This is a genomic window from Dyella subtropica (assembly GCF_026283965.1).
GTDB classification, from domain to species: Bacteria; Pseudomonadota; Gammaproteobacteria; order Xanthomonadales; family Rhodanobacteraceae; genus Dyella_D; species Dyella_D subtropica.
Genome location: NZ_JAPDPD010000019.1, coordinates 1 through 20,852, shown reverse-complemented (window position 1 = coordinate 20,852; position 20,852 = coordinate 1). Strand labels below are relative to the sequence as shown.

The 20,852-nt window shown below is 63.3% G+C and carries 18 protein-coding genes and 1 pseudogene; 10 read left to right on the top strand and 9 right to left on the bottom strand.

The features are described from left to right. Positions 1-39: 39 nt before the first annotated feature. Positions 40-1,050, bottom strand: a complete 1,011-nt coding sequence (locus OUZ45_RS16085) for a glucokinase (RefSeq protein ID WP_266171163.1) — start codon at positions 1,048-1,050, stop codon at positions 40-42. Between the two features lie 596 nt (positions 1,051-1,646). Between OUZ45_RS16085 and OUZ45_RS16080 the strand changes: the two genes are divergently transcribed. Genes OUZ45_RS16080 through OUZ45_RS16055 form a run of 6 tightly spaced genes read left to right on the top strand, consistent with a single transcriptional unit; the run spans position 1,647 to position 7,688 of the window. Continuing rightward, the gene (locus OUZ45_RS16080; protein WP_425601701.1) at positions 1,647-2,696 is read left to right on the top strand and encodes an aldo/keto reductase; all 1,050 of its coding nucleotides are present in this window, start codon (positions 1,647-1,649) and stop codon (positions 2,694-2,696) included. Beyond that, positions 2,693-3,568, top strand: a complete 876-nt coding sequence (locus OUZ45_RS16075) for an amidohydrolase family protein (protein WP_266171162.1) — start codon at positions 2,693-2,695, stop codon at positions 3,566-3,568. Before OUZ45_RS16080 ends, OUZ45_RS16075 begins: the two co-directional genes overlap by 4 nt. Beyond that, the gene (locus OUZ45_RS16070; RefSeq protein ID WP_266171161.1) at positions 3,565-4,311 is read left to right on the top strand and encodes an SDR family oxidoreductase; all 747 of its coding nucleotides are present in this window, start codon (positions 3,565-3,567) and stop codon (positions 4,309-4,311) included. Before OUZ45_RS16075 ends, OUZ45_RS16070 begins: the two co-directional genes overlap by 4 nt. Positions 4,312-4,321: 10 nt before the next feature. Next, positions 4,322-5,188, top strand: coding sequence for a fumarylacetoacetate hydrolase family protein (locus OUZ45_RS16065; protein WP_266171160.1), 867 nt, complete (start codon positions 4,322-4,324; stop codon positions 5,186-5,188). Beyond that, positions 5,185-6,528, top strand: coding sequence for an L-fuconate dehydratase (locus OUZ45_RS16060; protein WP_266171159.1), 1,344 nt, complete (start codon positions 5,185-5,187; stop codon positions 6,526-6,528). Before OUZ45_RS16065 ends, OUZ45_RS16060 begins: the two co-directional genes overlap by 4 nt. 17 nt (positions 6,529-6,545) lie before the next feature. Continuing rightward, positions 6,546-7,688: an alpha-hydroxy acid oxidase gene (locus OUZ45_RS16055; protein WP_266171158.1), complete on the top strand. Its 1,143-nt coding sequence runs from the start codon at positions 6,546-6,548 to the stop codon at positions 7,686-7,688. Positions 7,689-7,839: 151 nt separating this feature from the next. Here OUZ45_RS16055 and OUZ45_RS16050 read toward each other — a convergent pair whose 3' ends face one another. From OUZ45_RS16050 to OUZ45_RS16040, 3 genes are all read right to left on the bottom strand, one after another. Next, positions 7,840-8,373 carry a hypothetical protein gene (locus tag OUZ45_RS16050; protein WP_266171157.1) on the bottom strand — a complete coding sequence of 178 codons (534 nt, stop codon included), beginning with the start codon at positions 8,371-8,373 and terminating at the stop codon, positions 7,840-7,842. 161 nt (positions 8,374-8,534) lie between these two features. Continuing rightward, a complete protein-coding gene (locus OUZ45_RS16045) occupies positions 8,535-8,984 on the bottom strand; it encodes a hypothetical protein (RefSeq protein ID WP_266171156.1) in 450 nt (149 codons plus the stop codon). Positions 8,985-9,243: 259 nt separating this feature from the next. Continuing rightward, positions 9,244-10,254 (bottom strand): NAD-dependent epimerase/dehydratase family protein, encoded by a 1,011-nt coding sequence (locus OUZ45_RS16040; protein WP_266171155.1) that lies wholly within the window; start codon positions 10,252-10,254, stop codon positions 9,244-9,246. 256 nt (positions 10,255-10,510) lie between these two features. Here OUZ45_RS16040 and OUZ45_RS16035 point away from each other — a divergent pair, with 256 nt between their 5' ends. Both OUZ45_RS16035 and ppk1 read left to right on the top strand, forming a co-directional pair. Further along, on the top strand, positions 10,511-11,413 hold the full coding sequence (locus OUZ45_RS16035) for a LysR family transcriptional regulator (protein WP_266171154.1): 903 nt from the start codon (positions 10,511-10,513) through the stop codon (positions 11,411-11,413). A 373-nt stretch (positions 11,414-11,786) separates the two neighbouring features. Beyond that, entirely contained in the window at positions 11,787-13,979 is a 2,193-nt protein-coding gene (gene ppk1 / locus OUZ45_RS16030) for a polyphosphate kinase 1 (protein ID WP_425601700.1), read from the top strand. Between the two features lie 172 nt (positions 13,980-14,151). On the opposite strand, the gene OUZ45_RS16025 is transcribed toward ppk1, so the two are convergent. The 4 genes from OUZ45_RS16025 to OUZ45_RS16010 form a co-directional block, all read right to left on the bottom strand. After that, entirely contained in the window at positions 14,152-16,419 is a 2,268-nt protein-coding gene (locus tag OUZ45_RS16025; RefSeq protein WP_266171152.1) for a thiamine pyrophosphate-dependent enzyme, read from the bottom strand. A gap of 274 nt (positions 16,420-16,693) precedes the next feature. Further along, complete coding sequence (locus OUZ45_RS16020; protein WP_266171151.1) at positions 16,694-17,194, bottom strand: nucleotidyltransferase family protein; 501 nt, start codon at positions 17,192-17,194, stop codon at positions 16,694-16,696. Beyond that, entirely contained in the window at positions 17,191-17,739 is a 549-nt protein-coding gene (locus OUZ45_RS16015) for a GNAT family N-acetyltransferase (RefSeq protein WP_266171150.1), read from the bottom strand. Before OUZ45_RS16015 ends, OUZ45_RS16020 begins: the two co-directional genes overlap by 4 nt. Positions 17,740-17,767: 28 nt before the next feature. Then, complete coding sequence (locus OUZ45_RS16010) at positions 17,768-18,937, bottom strand: acyl-CoA dehydrogenase family protein (RefSeq protein WP_266171149.1); 1,170 nt, start codon at positions 18,935-18,937, stop codon at positions 17,768-17,770. Between the two features lie 161 nt (positions 18,938-19,098). Here OUZ45_RS16010 and OUZ45_RS16005 point away from each other — a divergent pair, with 161 nt between their 5' ends. Continuing rightward, positions 19,099-19,974 (top strand): DMT family transporter, encoded by an 876-nt coding sequence (locus tag OUZ45_RS16005; RefSeq protein ID WP_266171148.1) that lies wholly within the window; start codon positions 19,099-19,101, stop codon positions 19,972-19,974. Between the two features lie 161 nt (positions 19,975-20,135). After that, positions 20,136-20,669 carry a hypothetical protein gene (locus OUZ45_RS16000; RefSeq protein WP_266171147.1) on the top strand — a complete coding sequence of 178 codons (534 nt, stop codon included), beginning with the start codon at positions 20,136-20,138 and terminating at the stop codon, positions 20,667-20,669. Between the two features lie 80 nt (positions 20,670-20,749). Here OUZ45_RS16000 and OUZ45_RS20895 read toward each other — a convergent pair. Next, positions 20,750-20,852: pseudogene (locus OUZ45_RS20895) on the bottom strand (IS110 family transposase); the annotation flags it as partial.

The following is a 20,852-nucleotide window of genomic DNA, read 5'->3' as shown; positions in this document are numbered from 1 at the left end:
CGCGACAACAAGCGATGGAAGAAAACGTTCGCCATCGGATCAGCACTCGACCGGGTCAAGACTGGCGCGATCCAGGAACCAGCTGGCGGCACCGATGACGCCGAGCTGGCCGTGGTCCACCACCCGGACGGGCACTTTTTCGAGGAACGGGCGCATCACGCCCTTGTCGAGAAACCGCTCGGCGAAGGAGCTGGCGCGAAGGAACTCGACGATGCCGGACAGGAAACCGCCAGCGAGATAGATGCCGCCCGTGGCCTGGTAGAGCATGGCCAGATCGCCGACGAAGGACCCCAGCCAACCGCAGAAGAGGTTCAAGGTTTCGACGGCCAGCGTGTCGCTTCCGTCCAAAGCCGCGGCCGTGACGGCGGAAGGCTCGCTGCACATGGGCGCACGATGGGAAGACGCGCAAAGCGCGCGGTAGACGCGCAACAGGCCGGGCCCCGACAGCACGTGCTCGTAAGACACATAGGTATCGGGCAAGGCGAGCATGCGCATCACCTCCTGCTCCCGCCCGACGCGCGCTGCCAGCTGGATCTGCCCGGCTTCCGTCGCCAGCACCGTCGGCGGCGTACCGGGAAGCCGAACCGCCGCGCCCAATCCGGTGCCCGGCCCGACCACCACGACAGGACCGGACGCGCCGGTCACCACGTGCGGCGAGGTGTTCAATTGCGGCGAACGGGTCGTGTCGATGTACGCCGCCGCATGCGCCAGCGCTTCGAAATCATTGAGCAGGACGACTTCGCTCAGCCCCAGCGCCTCCGCCATTGCCGCCGGCACGATCGGCCAAGGCAGGCTGTCGTTGATGACCACGCCGCCATCCGCGCAGCCGGTGCAGGCCAGCACCATCTGCCGCGGTGCATCGGTCAATTCTTCGCGGAACGCACGCACGATGTCGGCCAGACTGGCGTATTCGGCACAGCGGTACACCCGATACGCCAGCACCACCGGACCACTCGCGCGGATGCCGGGAGCCATCAGGGCCATGCGGGCGTTGGTGCCGCCGACATCCGCCGCCAGGAACGGCTGCTGCCGGGGGGAGCGGGTGTTCATGGCTGCTGCCTCGGGCAGTCGCGCCCTATGTGGGTCGAACAAGCTCGCTGGGGCCGCGCCGCTCACGCGCGCCACCTCTGCCCGCTCCGGATGGACTCCGGCATGGCGACCACGCGAGCAAATGCTGAAGTCATACCGTGCATGGACACGCTCAAGCTCCCCACCTTTTAAGTCCCGACCCGGAATCACAGCTGTGAAGCGGCCGTGATTTTTATCGGCAAACGCATAGTTCATATTTACTTAGATCGATGCAAGTTGCGCTGCAACAGGAAAATCTGCAAGCCCTGTGCAAGCCGAAAAGATCACTTGTAAATTCGTTTTTCATATGTGCACACTAATTGACGACCTGTCGCATCCCGCTCGGGCACTTGATTAGCGTCGAATCTCAGCTACGCGAGCTGTTAGCTCCCTCCCTTGCTTGCAGGGGAGGGCTGGGGAGGGGTAAGCCCTTGAGAAAGCGTTTCGGGAGAGGCTTTCTCAAGTGTTCACCCCCTCCCAGCCTCCCCCTGCAAGCAAGGGGAGGGGCAAAACCGCACAAGCTGAAAGTCGACGCCAATCAAGTGATGGGATGCTGGAAGGCAATCGCGGAGTTCTCCATGGCGGAATCAGGCTTCAACAACCGGCACGACTACGAAGCGCCAGCACCCTCCAGGCCGATGGTTGCAGCGCACGGACTCAAGCTCTCCCCGCTTTCCTTTGGTGGCGCGCCAATCGGCAACCTGTATGCCGGCGTCGCCGAAACGGACGCCGCGCAAGCCATCGCGCATGCCTGGCACCGGGGCATCCGCCACTTCGATACGGCGCCCTACTACGGCTACGGCCTCAGCGAGGAACGCCTGGGCGCCGCGCTCGCCGGGATGCCTCGCGCCAGCTACACCTTGTCGACAAAGGTCGGCCGCCTGATCGAAACGGCGGATGATCGCCCGCACCTCGCCGACGGTTTCGACGTGGATGGCCGGCAGGCAGTGTTCGACTACAGCCGTGACGGCGTGCTTCGCTCGGTCGAGAGCAGCCTGCGCCGGCTACGCGTGGATCGCATCGACGTACTGCTCCTGCACGACATCGGCGCCCTGACCCACGGCGCTCAACACCCCCGGATACTGCGCCAGGCGCTGGATGAAGCTTTGCCCACCCTGGCGGAACTGCGTTCGCAAGGGATCTGCTCGGCTATCGGCATCGGCGTCAACGAAGAAGCCGTTTGCCTGGACGTGATGCCGCAGTTCGATCTGGACGTGATCATGCTCGCGGGCCGCTATACCTTGTTCGAGCAGAAGGACAGCGAGCGCGTCATGGGCGAAGCACTCCGGCGCAACATCGCTATCTTCGCCGCCGCCCCCTACAACTCGGGCCTGCTAGGTGCGTCCGATGCGCCGGGCAGCATGTACAACTACGCGCCCGCCGATGCGCCGACGCGCGAGCGAGCGCAACGCTTCTACGACATCTGCGCGCAAACCGGCACCAGCGTCGGTGCGGCGGCCCTGCAGTTTCCGCTCTTTCATCCCGCGGTAGCCACCGTCGTTTGCGGCATGCGCTCGGTGAGCGAGGTGTATAGCGCCACTTCGCGACTGGAAACCACGTTGCCGGCAGAACTCTGGGCCCGGCTGCGCGAAGCCGACCTGCTCGCCGACAGCGCCGTCACGCCATGATCATCGTCGACGCACACCAGCACTATTGGCGTGTGCAACGCGGCGACTACGACTGGCTCGCAAACGCTCCCAAGGAACTGCAGCGGGATTTCCTGCCGAATGCATTGGCCGTGCAAAGAAAGGCCGCGGGCGTACAACGCACCGTGCTGGTCCAGGCGGCACCGACCGAAGCGGAAACCCGCTACCTGTTCGAACTAGCACGCGCCGACGACAGCATTGCCGGCGTCGTCGGCTGGGTGGATTTCGAAGCGCAGGACGTGTCGTCGCGCATCGATGCGCTGGTCCGCGACGGCGAAGGACGTCTGCTCGGCCTGCGACCGATGGCGCAGGACATCGCCGATCCCGACTGGCTGGCCCGCCCTGCCCTGGACGCAGCCTTCGCCTGCATGCAGCAACATGATCTCGCCTTTGATGCGCTGATACGCCCGGACCAGTTGCCATCCCTATTGAAGCGACTGTCGCGCGAGCACGCCTTGCGCGCGGTGCTCGACCATGCCGGCAAGCCGCCTATCGGCGGCAACGGGTTCGACACCTGGTCGGCGCATATCGCGAGCCTGGCCAAACGCACCACGCTGTACTGCAAATTCTCGGGACTGCTGACCCAGCTTGCGCCGGGCATGGGCGAACACGCCATCGATCGCTATGTCGACCACCTGTTCGACTGTTTCGGTGCGGAGCGCCTGCTTTGGGGGAGCGACTGGCCCGTACTGACCACGCACGGCGACTACGGCCACTGGCTGTCCCTGGCACTGGCGCACACACGGCGGCTCGCGCCAGGTCGCGAGCCGGAGATCTTTGGCGGTAATGCGGCCGCCTTCTATCGCCTAGACATTGCCGCACTCCACCCGAGCTACAAGGGAGCTCCACCATGAACCAACGACTGGCCGGCAAACACGCACTGGTAACTGCCGCAGGCGCCGGCATCGGTCGCGCCACTGCCCTCGCCTTCGCCGATGCCGGCGCACAGGTATTGGCTACCGATATCGACACGGATGCACTGCATGCGCTGGCAGCCGCCTATCCGTCCATTCGCACCCAACGCCTGGACGTGACCCGCCCCGACGATATCGCTCAGCTGGTCGCGAGCCATGCGCCCTTCGATGTGCTGTTCAACTGTGCCGGCTACGTGCACGCCGGCACCATCCTGGACACCGACGAACAGGGTTGGCAACGCTCCTTCTCGATCAACGTCGACAGCATGTTTCACCTTTGTCGGAGCGTGCTGCCGGCCATGCTCGAACGTGGCGGCGGCAGCATCGTCAACATGTCTTCGGTGGCCTCCAGCATCAAGGGCGTGCCGAATCGCTTTGCCTACAGCACCACCAAGGCGGCCGTGATCGGCCTGACCCGCTCGATCGCGGCGGACTTCGTGGCGCGCGGCGTGCGCTGCAATGCGATCTGCCCCGGCACCGTAAAAACACCGTCGCTGGGCGACCGCGTGCGCGCACTGGGCGGCGACGAAGAAGCCGTGTGGCGAAGCTTCATCGAGCGGCAGCCGATGGGCCGCCTGGGCACGCCGGAAGAAATCGCCGCGCTCGCGCTTTATCTCGCCTCTGACGAATCCGCATTCACCACCGGCACTGTCCACGTCGTGGACGGCGGCTGGTCCAACTAGGAATCTGTTGATGAAACTCGTCCGCTACGGCGTACCCGGCGCCGAGAAACCGGGACTTATCGATAGCGCGGGCGAACTGCGCGATCTGTCTCTGTTCATCGCCGACATCGATCAGTACGCACTCGGCCGCGTTGGCCTGCAACGCCTTGCCTCGGTGGACCCGGCTACGTTGCCCAAGGTCGAGGGCAACCCTCGATTCGGCGCACCGGTAGCGCACGTCGGCAAGATGATCTGCGTGGGCATGAACTACGCGGACCACGCCGCCGAAACCGGCGCCCCCGTTCCCGAACAGCCGGTGCTGTTCATGAAGGCGACCAGCGCGATCATGGGCCCCAACGATGATGTGGTCATCCCGCGCGGATCGACACGTACCGACTGGGAAGTGGAGTTAGGTGTAGTGATCGGCGACGTCGCTCGCGATGTCACCGTCGAAAATGCCTTGGCGCATGTGGCCGGCTATCTGGTGGTCAACGATGTGTCCGAGCGCGAGTTCCAGTTCGAACACGGCGGTCAATGGGTCAAGGGCAAGAGCTGCGATACCTTCGGCCCGCTCGGCCCGTGGCTGGTGACTGCCGACGAAGTCGCCAATCCGCAGAATCTCAATCTATGGCTGGAAGTGAACGGCCATCGTCACCAGACCGGCAATACGCGCACGATGGTGTTCGGCGTGGCGCAACTGGTGAGCTACATCAGCCGCTACATGACACTGATGCCCGGCGATGTGATCAGCACCGGCACGCCAGCTGGCGTCGGCTTGGGCCTTAAACCGCCCACCTATCTGCGCCCTGGCGACGTGATCGAACTCGGTATCGACGGCCTCGGGCGGCAACGTCAGCAGGTTCACGCACATCCCGCCGATCAGGGCGGTGCACGATGAGCCGATCGGTGAAGGACAGCTCGCTGAAAATCATTGCGCTGGACACCTACGACGTCCGCTTTCCGACCTCGCGCGAGTTGGACGGCTCCGATGCGATGAACCCGGACCCGGATTACTCGGCGGCCTACGTGGTACTGCGCACCGATGATCCGCGAGGCCTTGCCGGCTACGGCCTGGTCTTCACCATCGGCCGCGGCAACGACGTGCAGAAAGCCGCGCTCGATGCGCTGCGTCCGTTTGTAGTCGGCCTGCGTCTTGAGGAGGTGATCGGCGATCTGGGCGGTTTTGCCAACCGCATGATCGGCGACTCGCAGCTGCGCTGGCTCGGCCCCGAGAAAGGCGTGATGCACATGGCCATCGGCGCGGTGGTCAACGCCGCATGGGACATGGCGGCGCGCCACGCGAACAAACCGCTGTGGCGCTTCATCGCCGACATGACGCCGGAACAGCTCGTCGGCGTCATCGATTTTCGCTACCTCGCCGACGCACTCACGCCGGAAGAAGCCTTGCAACTGCTGCGCTCTGCTGAGCGCGGCAAGCAGCAGCGTGTAGAACAACTGCTTGCCGAAGGTTATCCCGCCTACACCACGTCGCCGGGCTGGCTCGGTTATTCCGACGAGAAGATGCAACGCCTCGCCAAAGAGGCCGTGGCCGACGGCTTCCGCACCATCAAGCTCAAAGTGGGCCTGAATGTCGAAGACGACGTGCGCCGCTGCCGCCTCATGCGCGCGACGGTAGGCCAGGACATCGCCATCGCCGTCGATGCCAACCAGCGATGGGATGTGCATCACGCCATCGACTGGATGCGCCGGCTGGCCGACGTCCAGCTCGCCTGGATCGAAGAGCCGACCAGCCCCGACGACGTGCTCGGTCACGCTGCGATTCGCCGCGCCATCGCACCAACGCCGGTCTCCACCGGCGAACACACCCACAATCGCGTGATGTTCAAGCAGCTGTTCCAGGCCGGCGCCGTGGACCTGGTGCAGATCGACGCCGCACGCGTGGGCGGCGTCAACGAGAACCTGGCGATCCTGCTGCTGGCAGCCAAGTTCGGTGTGCGCGTGTTTCCGCACGCGGGCGGTGTCGGCTTGTGCGAGCTGGTACAGCACCTGGCCATGGCCGACTTCGTGGCGATCACCGGCAAGAAAGAAGATCGCGCCATCGAATTCGTCGACCACTTGCACGAGCATTTCGTCGATCCAGTGACCATCCGCCACGGCCGTTACCTTGCACCCGAGACGCCCGGCTTCTCGGCGCAGATGCGCGAGCGCTCCATCGCCGACTACCACTTCCCGGACGGCCCCGTTTGGCTAGGGTCTTCCGACGCGTTGAGCGCCTGACCCGAGGATTCGCTCCCATGACTGCGCCCATCACCAACGTCCTGGACTTGCGTGCGCTAGCGAAGCGTCGCGTACCGCGTGCCTTCTTCGAATACGCCGATCGCGGCTCCTATGATGAGGTGACCCTGCACGACAATCGCCTCGCCCTGGACCGGATCAAGCTGCGCCAGCGCGTGATGATCGATGTCGATCAGCGCTCGCTGGCGACGGAAATCGTGGGCCAACCGGTATCCATGCCACTGGCGATCGCGCCGACCGGACTCACCGGCCTGCAACACGGCAGCGGCGAGATTCTTGGCGCGCGTGCGGCGGCAGCGGCCGGCATTCCGTTCTGCTTGAGCACGATGTCGATCTGCTCCATCGAGCAGGTGCGAGCAGCCGTGGACAAGCCGTTCTGGTTTCAGCTCTACGTGATGCGCGATCGCGGCTTCGCCCGCGAACTGATCGAACGAGCCAAGGCCGCCGAATGCTCGGCGCTGATGCTCACCGCCGACCTCACCGTGCAAGGACAGCGGCATCGCGAAATCAAGAACGGTCTATCAGTGCCACCCAAGCTCACCCTGAGCAACCTGCTGGATATCGCCAGCAAGCCCCGCTGGGCCTGGAGCGTGCTGCGCGCACCCAGTCGTTCGTTCGGCAATCTGCAAGGCCGCATCGGCGGTGGCGACAGCCTCACCACACTGGCGCAATGGATCGCGAGCCAGTTCGACCCCACCATCACCTGGAAGGATCTCGATTGGGTCCGCGAACTGTGGCCAGGCAAGCTGATCGTCAAAGGCATCATGGACCCGGAAGATGCGCGAATCGCGGCACAGCACGGCGTGGATGCCATCGTGGTGTCCAATCACGGCGGTCGCCAGCTGGATGGAGCACCGGCCACCATCGATGCGCTACCCGCAATCGTCCAGGCCGTCGGCGATCGCATGGATGTGCTGTTCGATGGCGGCATTCTCAGTGGCCAGGATTTGCTCAAGGCGTTGGCTACGGGTGCGCGTGCAGGGCTTATCGGCAAGGCGTTTCTTTATGGTCTCGGTGCGATGGGTGAAGCCGGCGTGACACGGGCCATCGAGATCATCCGCCGCGAGCTGAGTGTAAGTATGGCGCTGACGGGGCAGACGGATGCGCGGGGGATTTCGCCAGAGGTCGTCTGGCGTCGTTGAGGGTGTTGTACTGGTGCGCTGACGAAGGCTCAGCAGTACCAGCTGCAGCGGAGCTCTAAACTCCAACTCCGCCCCTGAGGTTGCGCGCGGGTAGGTAAACCTGGCCACGATTCGCCTGGTTGTTGGCAGAGGCTGCATGCTCAACAGCCTGCTAGGGATTGCTCCCTAGCGAAAACAGTCCATGTTCGCCGCGCAATTCGTACCTATACCCACCTGCTACGGGAGAACTGTCGATGGACAGGACGCCACGCGAGAGCGAATACGTAAAGGTGGGCCGACCGCGGTACTTGGGGGATCGACAAGTGATGCGGTAGGCGTCGCTTCCCGGCTGAGCGACGCTTTGGCAAGACAGACCGTGATACTTCCACTGCTTCATCGGCATCGCCTTTGGAATGACGATCTCTAGCGGGCCGGTTAGACAATAGAAGGCTTCGTTGCCGCAATCCTCGTATTTGCTACCAAAATCGCCATCCATGGAGCCAATGCGTGCGTCAGCCTTGCGCTGGATCTCCACCCAATTTTTTGCGACATCGATGACGATGGCTAGGTCGTGGAGTGCACCGGCCCTACCACCACCGATCTCATCATAGATATAGCCCCTGATCGGCTCGGCACCGTGCGCCGCGGGCACCAAGCCGGAGATCAAAGCGAGAACAACCGCAAAGAGAGCAGCAACGCGTTGCATGGCTTATTTGCCCTCGTCGTAGAGCTGGTTACCGCCCTCACTGCAGGCATCACGATGGAGGGTGTCCCAATTGACTTTATTCGCCTTGGCAAATGAAGGCACCATTTCGCCGTCCGGGTCAATAGCCCCATGATGGGCCAAGAGCCAAACGTCGAGCTATTTCAAGGAGAAAGCTTGTAGCTCCTTACATGCATAAATTCCGCGATCACACCCTCATCTGATCGCTTGCGTATCAATACATCCGCATCGATATCGGCCTCAACTGGACACACCAGTTGATTCAGCTTGCGGCAGCGCTCGCTCTCCTCATGGTAGAACGCCGTAACGCTATCGTCGCCATGAGTTCTGATCGGATGTTCGACATCTATAGTCTTTTGACTATCGCACGACTCATCAAATAGAGCCGCGTAATACATTTGGTCTGATTTGTAGATCGCCCGAAGATGAATCACCTTCCCTATGTAGTCATCGGCATGCCGCCACACGCTGCATATTGACGCGCTGGGTGCATCCAGCGCCACTCCTGTTGTGGCAGATGTCAATGGCACGACGAGACTGCCCACCAGAAACGCACACAGGACAACTGGCCAGATCAGGGTATTAGCAGTCATTGTGCTGGTCCGTACTTTGCTGGCTCTTCCAAAGCCCTACTGACAGAAATACGGGTCACGTTGGACTTTCAAGGCGGAGCACCGCTGCATCCCTGCCCCATCCCCTTTGTTCCCAGGCCGCAGCTTGCGTGCGGCAACGAAAACGTTAACGAGCTCATAGACAATGTGCAAGCCACCCGTGCGCTCGCCTGCTCGATAGAGCCTCCAGATGATGTTTGGCGAGGAACGCGTACCACTCGGTGCGCTGTGAATGATTCAGTTACACAGCTTGTTTGACAGGCCCGCCAACGACACCGCCCCCAGCCACGCGATCATCCACCGACAAACACCCCGCCCCTTCCAACGTCACCCGAATCGCCTCTTCAATCGGCGTATACGGCGCAGCCCCAAGAAACGCCACCAACCGCGCATCATCCAGTTGAACCGGCGTCCGCCACAGATAGCGCATCTTGCGCATCTCGCGCAGCGTTTCCATAAACGGTGACGCGAGCGTCACCATCCACCACGGAAAACGTGCGACAGCGATGTTCTGATCTCCTGTCGCACGACGGATCGCCTCGACCATCCCATGCCCATCAAGCCAGTAACCGCCAAAGTGGAATACGGCGAACGTCGACAACTCGTTTTCGCGATCCAGCAAACGCGCCAAGGTCTCTGCCACGTCAGGCATGTAGGCCCATGCGTGACCGATATCGAGACGACCGGGGTACGTCACTTTGCGCACCGGTACGCCCGGCTTGGTTAGCCCCTGCGAAAACCAGCTGTTGGCCGTGCTGCGCGGCCCGAAGAAATCGCCGCAGCGAAGTATCAGTACCGGCGTGCCTTCGCGCGATGCCTGCTCCAGACGCTGTTCCATCGCCGCGCGTATTTCACCTTTGCGGGTGGTGGGATGTTGCGGCGAGTTTTCGGTGAGCAACGGGAAAGCGTCCGGCCCATAGTTGTAGATCGTGCCCGGCAGCACGATGCGTGCGCCGACCGCCTTGGCTGCGGCGATGGTGTTGTCCAGCATCGGCAACACCACTCGGTCCCAGCCGCGATAACCCGCCGGGTTCACCGCGTGGACGATCAGATCCACACCCTCAGCAGCGTGCAGTACATCGGCCGCTGTCATCGCATCGCCGCGCACGTATTCAACACCGTCCGTGGCATCCGCCTTCGGTGTGCGGACCAGGGCGCGAACGCGCCAGCCGTGCCTCAACAGCGCCAGACAGGTTTCGCTGCCGATGCCACCGTTGGCGCCTACCACCAATGCCGCTTTTGTCGTCTTCATGGTGCTGCCCTCTGGTTTGGATGGGTCTAGGAGCCTGTCGGACTTGAGTCGGCCGGGCTGCAAATCCGCCTGCACGGTCCATATTTCCGTCGATTCTTGACCCATAGAACCACTATGGGCCTGCGACTCGCCGAAAATCTGTCCTCGCGCAGTCGAATTTTCGCCTCGACCACTCAAGTCCGACAGGCTCCTAGCGTGAGCCCCGGTCAGGCAAAAGAAAATTGCTCAACAGCTAACTTCCGCTATACAAATATGTATGACCAAGCCAGAACCCGCGTGGGACCTCTATCGCTCCTTCCTCGCCGTGATGCGCGAAGGCAGCCTTTCGGCCGCGGCGCGCGAGCTTGGCATGACCCAGCCCAGCCTGGGGCGCCATATCCGTGAACTGGAAACAGCCCTGGGCGTGGCGCTGTTCACGCGCTCGCCGCAAGGGCTGCTGCCTACCGACATGGCGCTCGAACTGGTGCCTCATGCGCAAGCGATGGCCTCCGCCACGGCGGCTCTGCGACGCGCCGCAACGGCGGGTGAAGGCAAGACGCGCGGTGTGGTGCGGGTGACCGCGAGCGAAGTCATCGGAGTGGAAGTGCTGCCGCCAATACTGGCCGCGTTCCGCAAAGAGCAGCCGGAGGTGGTGATCGAGCTGTCCGTGTCCAATCAGTCGCAGGATCTGCTGCGCAAGGACGCCGATGTCGCCATCCGCATGATTCGCCCCACCCAACAGGCGTTGGTGATGCGCCACATCGGCCGCATCGAGCTGGGCCTGTACGCGCACAAGCGCTATCTGCGCACGCATGGCCGGCCGGCGGCGCTGGACGATCTGCGCCAGCACAGTCTGATCGGCTTCGATAGGGAAACACCCTACGTCCGCAGCATGCGCCCCAAGAACCTGCCCTACTCGCGCGAGCTGTTTGCCTTGCGCACGGACAACGATCTGGCGGCGCTGGCGGCGATCCGCGCCGGCTACGGCATCGGCATTTGCCAGGTGCCGCTTGCCGCCCAGGATGCCCACCTGGTGCGCCTGCTGCCGGAAAGCCTCGCTTTGCCGATGGAGGCCTGGGTGGTGATGCACGAGGACCTGCGCCGCAACCTGGCTGTGCGCCGGTTGTTCGACCACCTGGCGGCGGCGCTGATCGGCTACGCCAAGGGAAAACCTGATTAGCGTCAAATTTCAACGATGCGAGCTTTTCCCCTCCCCTTGCTCGCAGGGGGAGGCCGGGAGGGGGTGAGCCATTGCGATAACCTCTCCCGAAACGCTTTCTCAAGTATTCACCCCTCCCCAGCCCTCCCCTGCAAGCAAGGGAGGGAGCTAACAGCTCGCATCGGTGAGATTCGACGCCAATCAGGAGAGGGAAACAGCCCGATAAGCCCACTGGCGAGCAACCACGTCATCCCCCTGTCAGAACACTGCAGCAATATGACCGGTTGCGAAATAGTCCGGCTGCGGAGGCCGGCCATGGACGTGCTTGCCGCGGGAACGGGGTAGCATGCTTACTTCCCGATGCGTCCTTGCTCAGCAGGGAACCAGGACCGACATGATGTCCAACAGTGAAAACCGCACCACGATCATGATCGACGAAGCCGCGGTCGACGAAGCCGCGTCTATCCACGAGCTGCCGGCGGTGAGTCCGCCGGTTGCCGCGGTACACGACCTCAACGACAGCGGCCTGTACATCCACCGCGAGCTGTCGCAGTTGCAGTTCAACATCCGCGTGCTGGAGCAAGCGCTGGACGAGCGCAAGCCGATCCTGGAGCGGCTGAAATTCCTGCTGATCTTCTCCACCAACATGGACGAGTTCTTCGAGATCCGCGTGGCGGGGCTCAAGAGCCAGATCGCCTTCGACCACGAGATCGTCGGCCCTGACGGCATCGCGCCCAAGCGCGCGCTGGCCGAGATCAGCGAGATCGCGCACAAGCAGATCGAGCGGCAGTACATCATTCTCAACGAGCAGGTGCTGCCCGAGCTGGATCGCCAGGGCATCCGCATCGTGCGTCGCACCGAGTGGACGCACAAACAGAAGCTGTGGGTGCGCCGCTACTTCCGGCACGAGGTCGCACCGCTGGTCACGCCGATCGGGCTGGACCCGACGCACCCGTTCCCCCTGCTGGTGAACAAGAGCCTCAACTTCATTGTGCAATTGGAAGGCGTGGACGCGTTCGGCCGCGACTCCGGCCTGGCCATTGTGCCGGCGCCGCGCGTGCTGCCGCGCCTCATCCGCCTGCCGGATGAAGTCTGCACGGGCGGCGACAACTTTGTGCTGTTGTCTTCCATCATCCATGCGCACGCGGAAGAGTTGTTCCCCGGCATGTCGGTGCACGGCTGCTACCAGTTCCGCCTGACCCGCAACGCTGACCTCACCATCGACCCGGAAGACGTGGAAGATCTCGCCCGCGCCCTGCGCGGCGAGCTGTACTCGCGCCGCTTCGGCGACGCCGTGCGCCTGGAAGTGGCCGACAACTGTCCCAAGGCGCTCACCGACTATTTGCTCAAACAGTTCGGCCTCACCGCGGCGGAAATGTACGAGGTGAACGGCCCGGTGAATCTGGCGCGCCTGCTTGGCCTGGCGAACAAGACGCAGGCGCCGCAGCTGCTCTACCCGCCGTTCACGCCCTCGATACCCAAGACGCTGAAGAAGGCCGAAGACCTGTTCCAGGTCATCGGCAAGCAGGACGTACTGCTGCTGCATCCTTATGAATCGTTCGCGCCCGTCGTGGATCTGCTGCATCAGGCCGCGAAGGACCCGAGCGTGCTGGCGATCAAGCAGACGCTGTATCGCAGCGGCGCCAACTCCGAGATCGTCGACGCGCTGGTGGATGCCGCGCGCGCCGGCAAGGAAGTGACCGTGGTGGTGGAGCTCCGCGCGCGCTTCGACGAAGAATCCAACCTGACGCTGGCTTCGCGCCTGCAACAGGCCGGCGCGATGGTGATCTACGGCGTGGTGGGCGTGAAGACGCATGCCAAGCTGATGCTGATCCAGCGTCGCGAAGGCGATGAACTGGTGCGCTACGCCCACCTGGGCACCGGCAACTACCACACCGGCAACGCACGCCTTTACACCGACTACAGCCTGCTCACCTCTGACCAGGTGCTGTGCGAGGACGTGCACAAGCTGTTCAGCCAGCTCACTGGCATGGGCAAGGTGCTGCGCATGAAGAAACTGCTGCATGCACCTTTCACGCTGAAAAAGACCCTGCTCGACCTGATTGCACGCGAGACCGCGCACGCCAGTGCAGGCCGACCCGCGCAGATGATCATCAAGATCAACGCCATCACCGACCCCAAGGTGATCCGCGCGCTGTACAAAGCCAGCGCCGCCGGAGTGAAGATCGAACTGATCGTGCGCGGCATGTGCTGTCTGCGGCCGGGCGTGCCGGGCGTGTCGCACAACATCCGCGTGCGCTCCATCGTCGACCGCTTCCTCGAACACAGTCGCCTGTACTGGTTCGCCAACAACGGTGACGAACAACTCTACCTGTCCAGCGCCGACCTGATGGAACGCAACCTCGATCGCCGTGTGGAAACCGGCTTCCCGATCGAAAGCAAAAAACTGCAGCAACGCCTGAAAAAAGAGCTGGAACTGTACCTCAGCGACAACACCAGCGCCTGGCAGCTGCAGCCCGACAGCCACTACACGCGCGTGCACCCAACATCAGGGCAGATCGCACGCAACACGCAATCGCAGCTGCTTGAAAAGCTTTGTGGCGCGGGGGCTTCGACCAACGCTTGAGTGCGCCGTTCGCTGACCAAGGCGATCATGCAGTGTTGGGGTTCGCTGACGCTCACCCCAACCTACGCGCTTCAACCGACGCCTGACATTTCGTGTAGGAGCGCACCCTGTGCGCGAAGCCCAGCAAGGCAGGGCCGCGGGTCGCCCACAGGGTGGGCTCCTACAGGGGCGATCAGGCCAACTTGCCAGCCGCAGCCACCACTTCCGCTTCACCTGGCAGCACCAACAACGCCGCACCGGCCAGTGGCGTATAGGTATCGGCGCCGACCACGCGCTGCAACGGCGTAGCACCACAACCGCCTTCGACGATCGCCGTGATGACGCCCTCGCCCACACCGGCGCTCTTGCGCCCCTCATCCAGCACGATGATGCGCTTGGCGCTGCGGGCTTGTTCCGCGATGAAGGCATCGTTGAGCGGCGCCAGCCAACGCAGATCCACCACGCGGGTCTGCCAGCCATGCTTCGCTTCGATCTCGCGCGCGGCACGCAACGCCATCGGCACACCGTTGCCGAAAGTGAAGACCACCAGATCGTTGGCGCCTTCGTTGTAGACGCGACCTTCGCCCAGCGTCATCGCTTCACCTGGTGCCGGATAGCCGAACTGCCAGCCACCGTCGCCGGCTTCGTACAGGTCCTTGGTCATGTATAGCGCGATGGGTTCGAGGAAGGCGCAGACGCGGCCATCGACTTTTGCCAGCGCCGTGAGCGTGCGCAGCATGTTCGCCGCATCGTCGCCGCGGCTGGCGCAACCGACCACCAGGCCGGGAATATCGCGCAACGCGGTGATGGAGTTGTCGTTGTGGAAGTGGCCGCCGAAACCCTTCTGGTAACCAAGCGAAGCCACGCGCATCACCAGCGGATTGCGGTACTGGTCGTTGGAGAAGAATTGCAGGCTGCAAGCCTCGCCGCGGATCTGGTCGCACGCGTTGTGGAAATAAGCGAGGTATTGGATCTCCGGGATCGGCAGCATGCCCATGTTGGCGTAGCCCTGGGCCAGGCCGAGGATCACCGTTTCGTCGAGCAGCGTGTTGAACACGCGCGTGCCCTTGAAGGTTTTGAACAAGCCCTTGGTGACGGTATACACGCCACCCTTCTGCGCTACGTCTTCGCCGAACAACAGCGACTCGGGATACTTCGCCATCACATCGTGCAGTGCCTGGCCGATCTGGATCGCCAGATGGCGTGGCGGCTGTTGCTCCGGCAGTTTGTCCTCGCTGCCGAACACGGCGAGGCGACGCTCGGCATAGTCGGCGCGCTCGGCTTCGGCTTTCACCGCGGCCGGGGTGTACGGCGCCAGCGGCTTCATCACATCGTCCAGCGCGGTGATGCGCGGACGGCGGTCGGCATCTTCGGCAGCCTCGAAACAGCGCTTGCGAGTGGCTTCGTAAAGTTCCAGCAGCGATGCTTTGGTGTACAGACCCGATGTCAGCGCGATCTCGGCCGAGCGCAGCAGCGGATCGCTGGATTCCAGCGTGAACAATTCCTCCACGCTGCGCCACTCGATCTCGAAATCGGTGCCGGCGTGACCCATGATGCGCGTGGTCCGCAGATGCAGAAAGGTCGGCCGGCGCGCGTTGCGGCAATGCTCCACGGCGCGCTGTACTTGCGCATAGCCTTCGGCCAGGTCCAAACCATCGGCGAAGAAATAGTCGAGGTCGGCGCGACCCTTGAAGTTGTTGGCGATCCAGCCGGTCGGCGTTTTCACCGAGATACCGATGCCGTTGTCCTCGCACACGAACAGCACAGGCGCAGGCAACTTCTGGTAGGCCGTCCAGCCCGCTGCGTTGAACGCGGTTTGCGCCGTCGCGTGGTTCGACGACGCATCGCCAAACGAACAGATGGTGATGCTGTCATCTGGAATGGGCAAGGTGTGACCTATGCGACGCGCCTGCTCGATCGCCACTGCCGTACCAAAAGCCTTGGGCAGGTGCGAAGCGATGGTCGAGGTCTGCGGCAGTACCCACAACGGCTTGCTGCCCCACACTTTGTGGCGACCGCCGGAGGCAGGGTCTTCTTTGCTGGCGGCGAACGACAGCGCGGAGTCCATCACCGGGTCCATGCCCGGCAGCTTGCGGAAACGCTCGGCCATGAAGCCGCCGGAGCGGTAGTGCAGGAAGGCCGGGTCGGTGTGGCGCGTGAGCCGCGCCACCATCGCATTGCCTTCATGGCCGCTGGAGCCGATGGTGTAGAACACCTTGTTCTGCACGCGCAGCACGCGCGCCATCAAGTCGAGATGGCGCGAGATCAGTTGCGATTCCAATAGTTCGCGGAAGCCGCGCGCATCCAATGCACTGCCCGGCAGCACCGGCTGCTCGTCGCGCGGTGCGCTGTGCGCCTCGCCCTGCCACAGCTGCACGAACTCGGTGAAGTTCTGGTCGACGATCTCCGCGCGGTTGAAGCCTTTGTGGCGGGCACTGAGGGCAAACGGAAGGGCAATCATGATGGCAGCGTGATCTCGTCGGGGACGGTGGTTTGGGGTGGTGAACGTTTGATTATCGGCTTGCGGGTGATGCGTGTGCCAGTAGTGGCGTTTGTGGTGGTGCTTTTGAGGAAAGGTTGTCTCAAGGGCTTACCCCCTCCCAGCCTCCCCCTGTCCCACGGGACTAGCTTCGCGTCGCAAGCAAGGGGAGGAGCAGAAGCTCGCGACAACCAGCCCCCTCCCTTGCTTGCGACGCGAAGCTAGTCCCGTGGGACAGGGGAGGGTTGGGGAGGGGTTAGCTCTTGGCATAGTGCTTCGGGTGATCGAGTGCTCTTAGCAACGCCGCGCGTTGCAAATCCTTCGGACGCCCGAAACTTTCCAAGATACGGATCTGCTCCGCCACACTGGGCATCGGCACGTCGAGGCCAGCCACACGAACCATCACCGTCTCGCCCACGTCCACCGCTCGCCAGCCCTGCCCGGTGTTGAGTTCGAGCCCGCCCATCACTTCCACCGGCAAGCCGGGAAAGCGAAAGCGGGCGAAATGCGAACGGAAACGTTCGGCGCCTGCGGGCGCGTAGACTGCTTCGCGATGCGACTGCCAGTGCTCCAACAGGCGCTTGGCGTCGCTCACACTGGTGAGCACGTCAAGGTCCGCTACGGTGACGTCCACGCCGGCCAGACACGCCGCCGCGCTACCGATCAGATGCCATGGATCGCGGCAATGCCTTTGCAGATCCGGCACCACAGCAGCGATCACCTGATCCAGGACGTCGCGCACCATCGTCTCGCTCATCCCTGCCGGCAACGCTGCCGCCATTCCTCACGGGTCTGGCCCCAGATGTCGACCCGTACATCCTCGAACGGCGCCGGCAGCTGACCTGGTCCGCGACTGCGCGAGCCGAGCCGAATCGCCAAGGCCTGCGAGGCCTGGTTCTCGGGATGGATGGTGTGGATCACCTCGGCCCAGCCCAGGTGTTCGAAGGCCCAGTCGATGCTGGCGATGGCGCCCTCGCGTGCGTAGCCCTTGCCCCAGGCCGTGCGCACCAGGCCCCAGGCGACTTCGGTGCCAGGCCAGCCTTCCGGCTGCCAGGGACCGAGCCGGCCGATCCATTGTCCGCTGCTCTTCTCGATCACCGAGAACATGCCAAAGCCCTGAATAGCCCAAGCGCCGACCATGGTGAGGAAGCCGCGCCAAGCGGTGGCGCGCGGCTGGTATCCGCCGATGAAACGCGCGGCCACCTCGTCGGCCATCAGGGCCGCCCAGCCGTCGAAATCCTCACGCTGCGGAGGCCGCAGAATGAGGCGGTCGGTTTCGATGCGAATGTCCTGCCGGTTCACGCCGGGAGTCTCTTCATCGGGGCGCGGATCAGAACGCGTTGATGCCGGTCAGCTCACGCCCCACCACCAGCTGGTGCACGGTCTCGGTGCCTTCATACGTGATCACCGATTCCAGATTGAGCGCGTGGCGGATCGCCGAATGCTCGGTGGTGATGCCGGCACCGCCGAGGATGTCGCGGCATTCGCGCGCGATGTCGATGGCCATGCGGCAGTTGTTCCATTTGGCCAGCGAGACCTGGGTGGGCTGCATCTTGCCGGCATCCTTCAGACGGCCGAGCTGCAGGGACAGCAGCTGCGCGCTGGTGATGCGACGTGCCATGTCGGCCATCTTCAACTGGACCGCCTGATTCGACGCCAACGGGCGGCCGAACAGGATGCGCTCCTGGGTGTAATCCAGCACTTCCTTCAAGCAAGCCTGGGCGGCGCCGATCGGGCCCCAGGTGATGCCGTAGCGCGCCTGGGTAAGGCAGCCGAGCGGGCCCTTCAGGCCCTTCACGTTCGGCAGGCGGTTAGCGTCCGGCACGCGCACGTTGTCGAAGAACAGCGCCGAGGTGACCGAGGCGCGCAGGCTCATCTTCTTGTGCACTTCCTGCGCGGTGAAACCCTTAGTGTCGGTGGGCACGATGAAGCCCTGGATGCCGTCCTCGGTCTGCGCCCACACGATGGCGATGTGCGCGAGGTTGCCGTTAGTGATCCACATCTTGGCGCCATTGATGACCCAGTCGCCGCCGTCCTTCTTGGCGTGGGTCTTCATATTGGCCGGGTCGGAGCCGCCGTGCGGCTCGGTGAGGCCGAAGCAACCGATGATCTCGCCCGCCGCCATTTTGGGCAGGTAGTGCATCTTCTGCTCTTCGGTGCCGTAGGCGTAAATCGGATACATGCACAGCGAGCTCTGCACCGAGGCAAAGCTGCGCAGGCCGGAATCGCCGCGCTCCAGCTCCTGGCAGATCAGGCCGTAGCTCACGCCATTCATGCCGGCGCAGCCGTATTTCTCCGGGATGGTCGCACCCAGCAGGCCGAGGTTGGCGATCTCCGGAACCAGCTCCATCGGAAAGCGCGCCTGATCGAAAGCGTCACCGATGATCGGCAGCACTTTTTCATCGACGAAGCGGCCAACGGTGTCCTGCACCATGCGCTCCTCGTCGGTGAGCAGCGAGCGAACGTCGTACAGGTCAAGCGGATTCAGGCGAGCGGACATGCAGGGTTTCCGTGCGAGGGGTGGGACAAGCGCTCGATTCTAGCGGTCTCCGTCGACCCAGGTCACGACGAGGTGCAACACCGGCGGGTAGGCGGAGTGGCCGTGCTATGGGACCATGGCCGTTCCCGCCCGCAACCCCCCGTTTTTCCGCTGGAATCCCCATGCTTAAAGGTGTGCTCCTGGGCTTTGCGTGCTTCGCGGCCTACGCGATCAGCGATGCCTTCGTGAAATCGCTGCACGGCTCGCTACCCGCCTACGAGGCGGTGTTCTTCGGGGCAGTGCTGATGCTTACGGCCCTGCCCTTCATCCGCCAGCCGGACGACCGCTGGATCGAGGTATTCAAGGCGCAGCGCCCGAGTCTGTGGTGGGTGCGTGCGATGTCCGGCGCCATTTGCAATATCGCGGCCGTGATGGCCTTTACCGCCTTGCCCATGGCCGAGGCCTTCGCGCTGATCTTCCTGCTGCCGATCTTCGTGACCCTGCTGTCGGTGCTGTTTCTCAAGGAGCATGTCGGCTGGCGCCGCTGGTCCGCGGTGATCGCCGGCTTCGTCGGCGTGCTGGTGGTGCTGCGGCCGGGTTTTCGTGAACTAGGTGCCGGCCACGTCGCGGCCATGGTGTGCGGACTCTCCGGCGCCGTCTCGGTAGTGGCGCTGCGCATGGCTGGTGCCCACGAGAAGCGCATCAGCCTTTACGGGGCCGGAGTGATCGGCCCGCTGGCCGCTGGCTTCGCGCTCATGCTGCCCCAGTTCGTCTGGCCCGACCTGCATCAGTGGATGCTGCTCGCGGGCTACGGCCTGCTCGCTGGGTTTGCCGGCGTGCTGCTGATGCTCGCCACCCAGAACGCCCCCGCCAATCGCGTCGCCCCCACCCAGTACAGCCAGATGCTGTGGGCCATCGGCTTCGGCTATTGGCTATTTGGCGATCATCTCGACTGGCCGATGCTGATCGGCATCGCGCTGATTCTTGGCTCCGGCTTGTTCACCCTGGTGCGCGAGGGGAAAGTGACGCCGTGGTGGCGACGGACGAAGCTGGTGTAGCCAAACCCTTCAAGGCGTTGCCGATTTTCTCTACGGATGCCGCACTGAGCGCCTACGCAACATTCCGAAGCGTGCGTCTGTTCGCGTACCCGGGAATGCCATGAAAGTGAGTCAGGCGCCCTGACTGGGGCGCGCAGATCCCACCTTACTGGAGATGACTCATGAAGATTCGCACTTCACACCGTCGCTGGACGGCAGCTCTGGCCGCCTTGTGCCTGTGTATGCCGGCACTATCGCCAGCCGCAGGCAAGGACACGCCGCGCAAGGACAGGCCGCGCAACGCCCAGCCACCTGCCTATGTCGACATGCATAGCTACCTGCCCGATTGGCAGGACCGTGATGCCTGGCTCGACATCACCTACCAGCTCAAGATGAACTTCCTCGATGTCTGCGGCGATACCTTTTGCGAAGGCGAATACGCCAATCTCGAGGCGTTGAGCTATCGCTGCTCGGTGGAAGCCGCCACCGGCAACATCGGTGAATGCGTGTGGGTGATCGCCGCCAGCCAGGAAGAGATCAACCCCAACGATGGCAAGGTCATGGTGTCCTTGCGCGAGTGGCAATGCGTCAGCCCGCTGGCCGCGCATACCAGCGCGGAGCAACTCGTCGCCACGCTGAAGGGGCGCGATCCCATCCATGCGCCGCTACCGAACACGAAGCAAACGATCTACGACGGATTGACCGCATGTCTTTAGGCGCATCCCTTTCAAGGTGTTCGCCCCCTGCCTCCTCTCCCCTCCGGGGAGAGGACTGAGGTGAGCAACTGTGTTGGCAGTCAAGCGGATGTCGCATGTTCCAGATGCCACGAGGCGTTGTCGCGAACCATGGCGTTGAGCACGGTTAATAGCTTGCGCATGCAAGCGACGATGGCGACCTTT

Excerpts from the sequence above, each read along its gene's own strand:
- OUZ45_RS16085 (WP_266171163.1), bottom strand. The coding sequence starts at position 1,050 with ATGAACACCCGCTCCCCCCGGCAGCAGCCGTTCCTGGCGGCGGATGTC.
- OUZ45_RS16080 (WP_425601701.1), top strand. The coding sequence starts at position 1,647 with ATGGCGGAATCAGGCTTCAACAACCGGCACGACTACGAAGCGCCAGCA.
- OUZ45_RS16075 (WP_266171162.1), top strand. The coding sequence starts at position 2,693 with ATGATCATCGTCGACGCACACCAGCACTATTGGCGTGTGCAACGCGGC.
- OUZ45_RS16070 (WP_266171161.1), top strand. The coding sequence starts at position 3,565 with ATGAACCAACGACTGGCCGGCAAACACGCACTGGTAACTGCCGCAGGC.
- OUZ45_RS16065 (WP_266171160.1), top strand. The coding sequence starts at position 4,322 with ATGAAACTCGTCCGCTACGGCGTACCCGGCGCCGAGAAACCGGGACTT.
- OUZ45_RS16060 (WP_266171159.1), top strand. The coding sequence starts at position 5,185 with ATGAGCCGATCGGTGAAGGACAGCTCGCTGAAAATCATTGCGCTGGAC.
- OUZ45_RS16055 (WP_266171158.1), top strand. The coding sequence starts at position 6,546 with ATGACTGCGCCCATCACCAACGTCCTGGACTTGCGTGCGCTAGCGAAG.
- OUZ45_RS16050 (WP_266171157.1), bottom strand. The coding sequence starts at position 8,373 with ATGCAACGCGTTGCTGCTCTCTTTGCGGTTGTTCTCGCTTTGATCTCC.
- OUZ45_RS16045 (WP_266171156.1), bottom strand. The coding sequence starts at position 8,984 with ATGACTGCTAATACCCTGATCTGGCCAGTTGTCCTGTGTGCGTTTCTG.
- OUZ45_RS16040 (WP_266171155.1), bottom strand. The coding sequence starts at position 10,254 with ATGAAGACGACAAAAGCGGCATTGGTGGTAGGCGCCAACGGTGGCATC.
- OUZ45_RS16035 (WP_266171154.1), top strand. The coding sequence starts at position 10,511 with ATGACCAAGCCAGAACCCGCGTGGGACCTCTATCGCTCCTTCCTCGCC.
- ppk1 (WP_425601700.1), top strand. The coding sequence starts at position 11,787 with ATGATGTCCAACAGTGAAAACCGCACCACGATCATGATCGACGAAGCC.
- OUZ45_RS16025 (WP_266171152.1), bottom strand. The coding sequence starts at position 16,419 with ATGATTGCCCTTCCGTTTGCCCTCAGTGCCCGCCACAAAGGCTTCAAC.
- OUZ45_RS16020 (WP_266171151.1), bottom strand. The coding sequence starts at position 17,194 with ATGAGCGAGACGATGGTGCGCGACGTCCTGGATCAGGTGATCGCTGCT.
- OUZ45_RS16010 (WP_266171149.1), bottom strand. The coding sequence starts at position 18,937 with ATGTCCGCTCGCCTGAATCCGCTTGACCTGTACGACGTTCGCTCGCTG.
- OUZ45_RS16005 (WP_266171148.1), top strand. The coding sequence starts at position 19,099 with ATGCTTAAAGGTGTGCTCCTGGGCTTTGCGTGCTTCGCGGCCTACGCG.
- OUZ45_RS16000 (WP_266171147.1), top strand. The coding sequence starts at position 20,136 with ATGAAGATTCGCACTTCACACCGTCGCTGGACGGCAGCTCTGGCCGCC.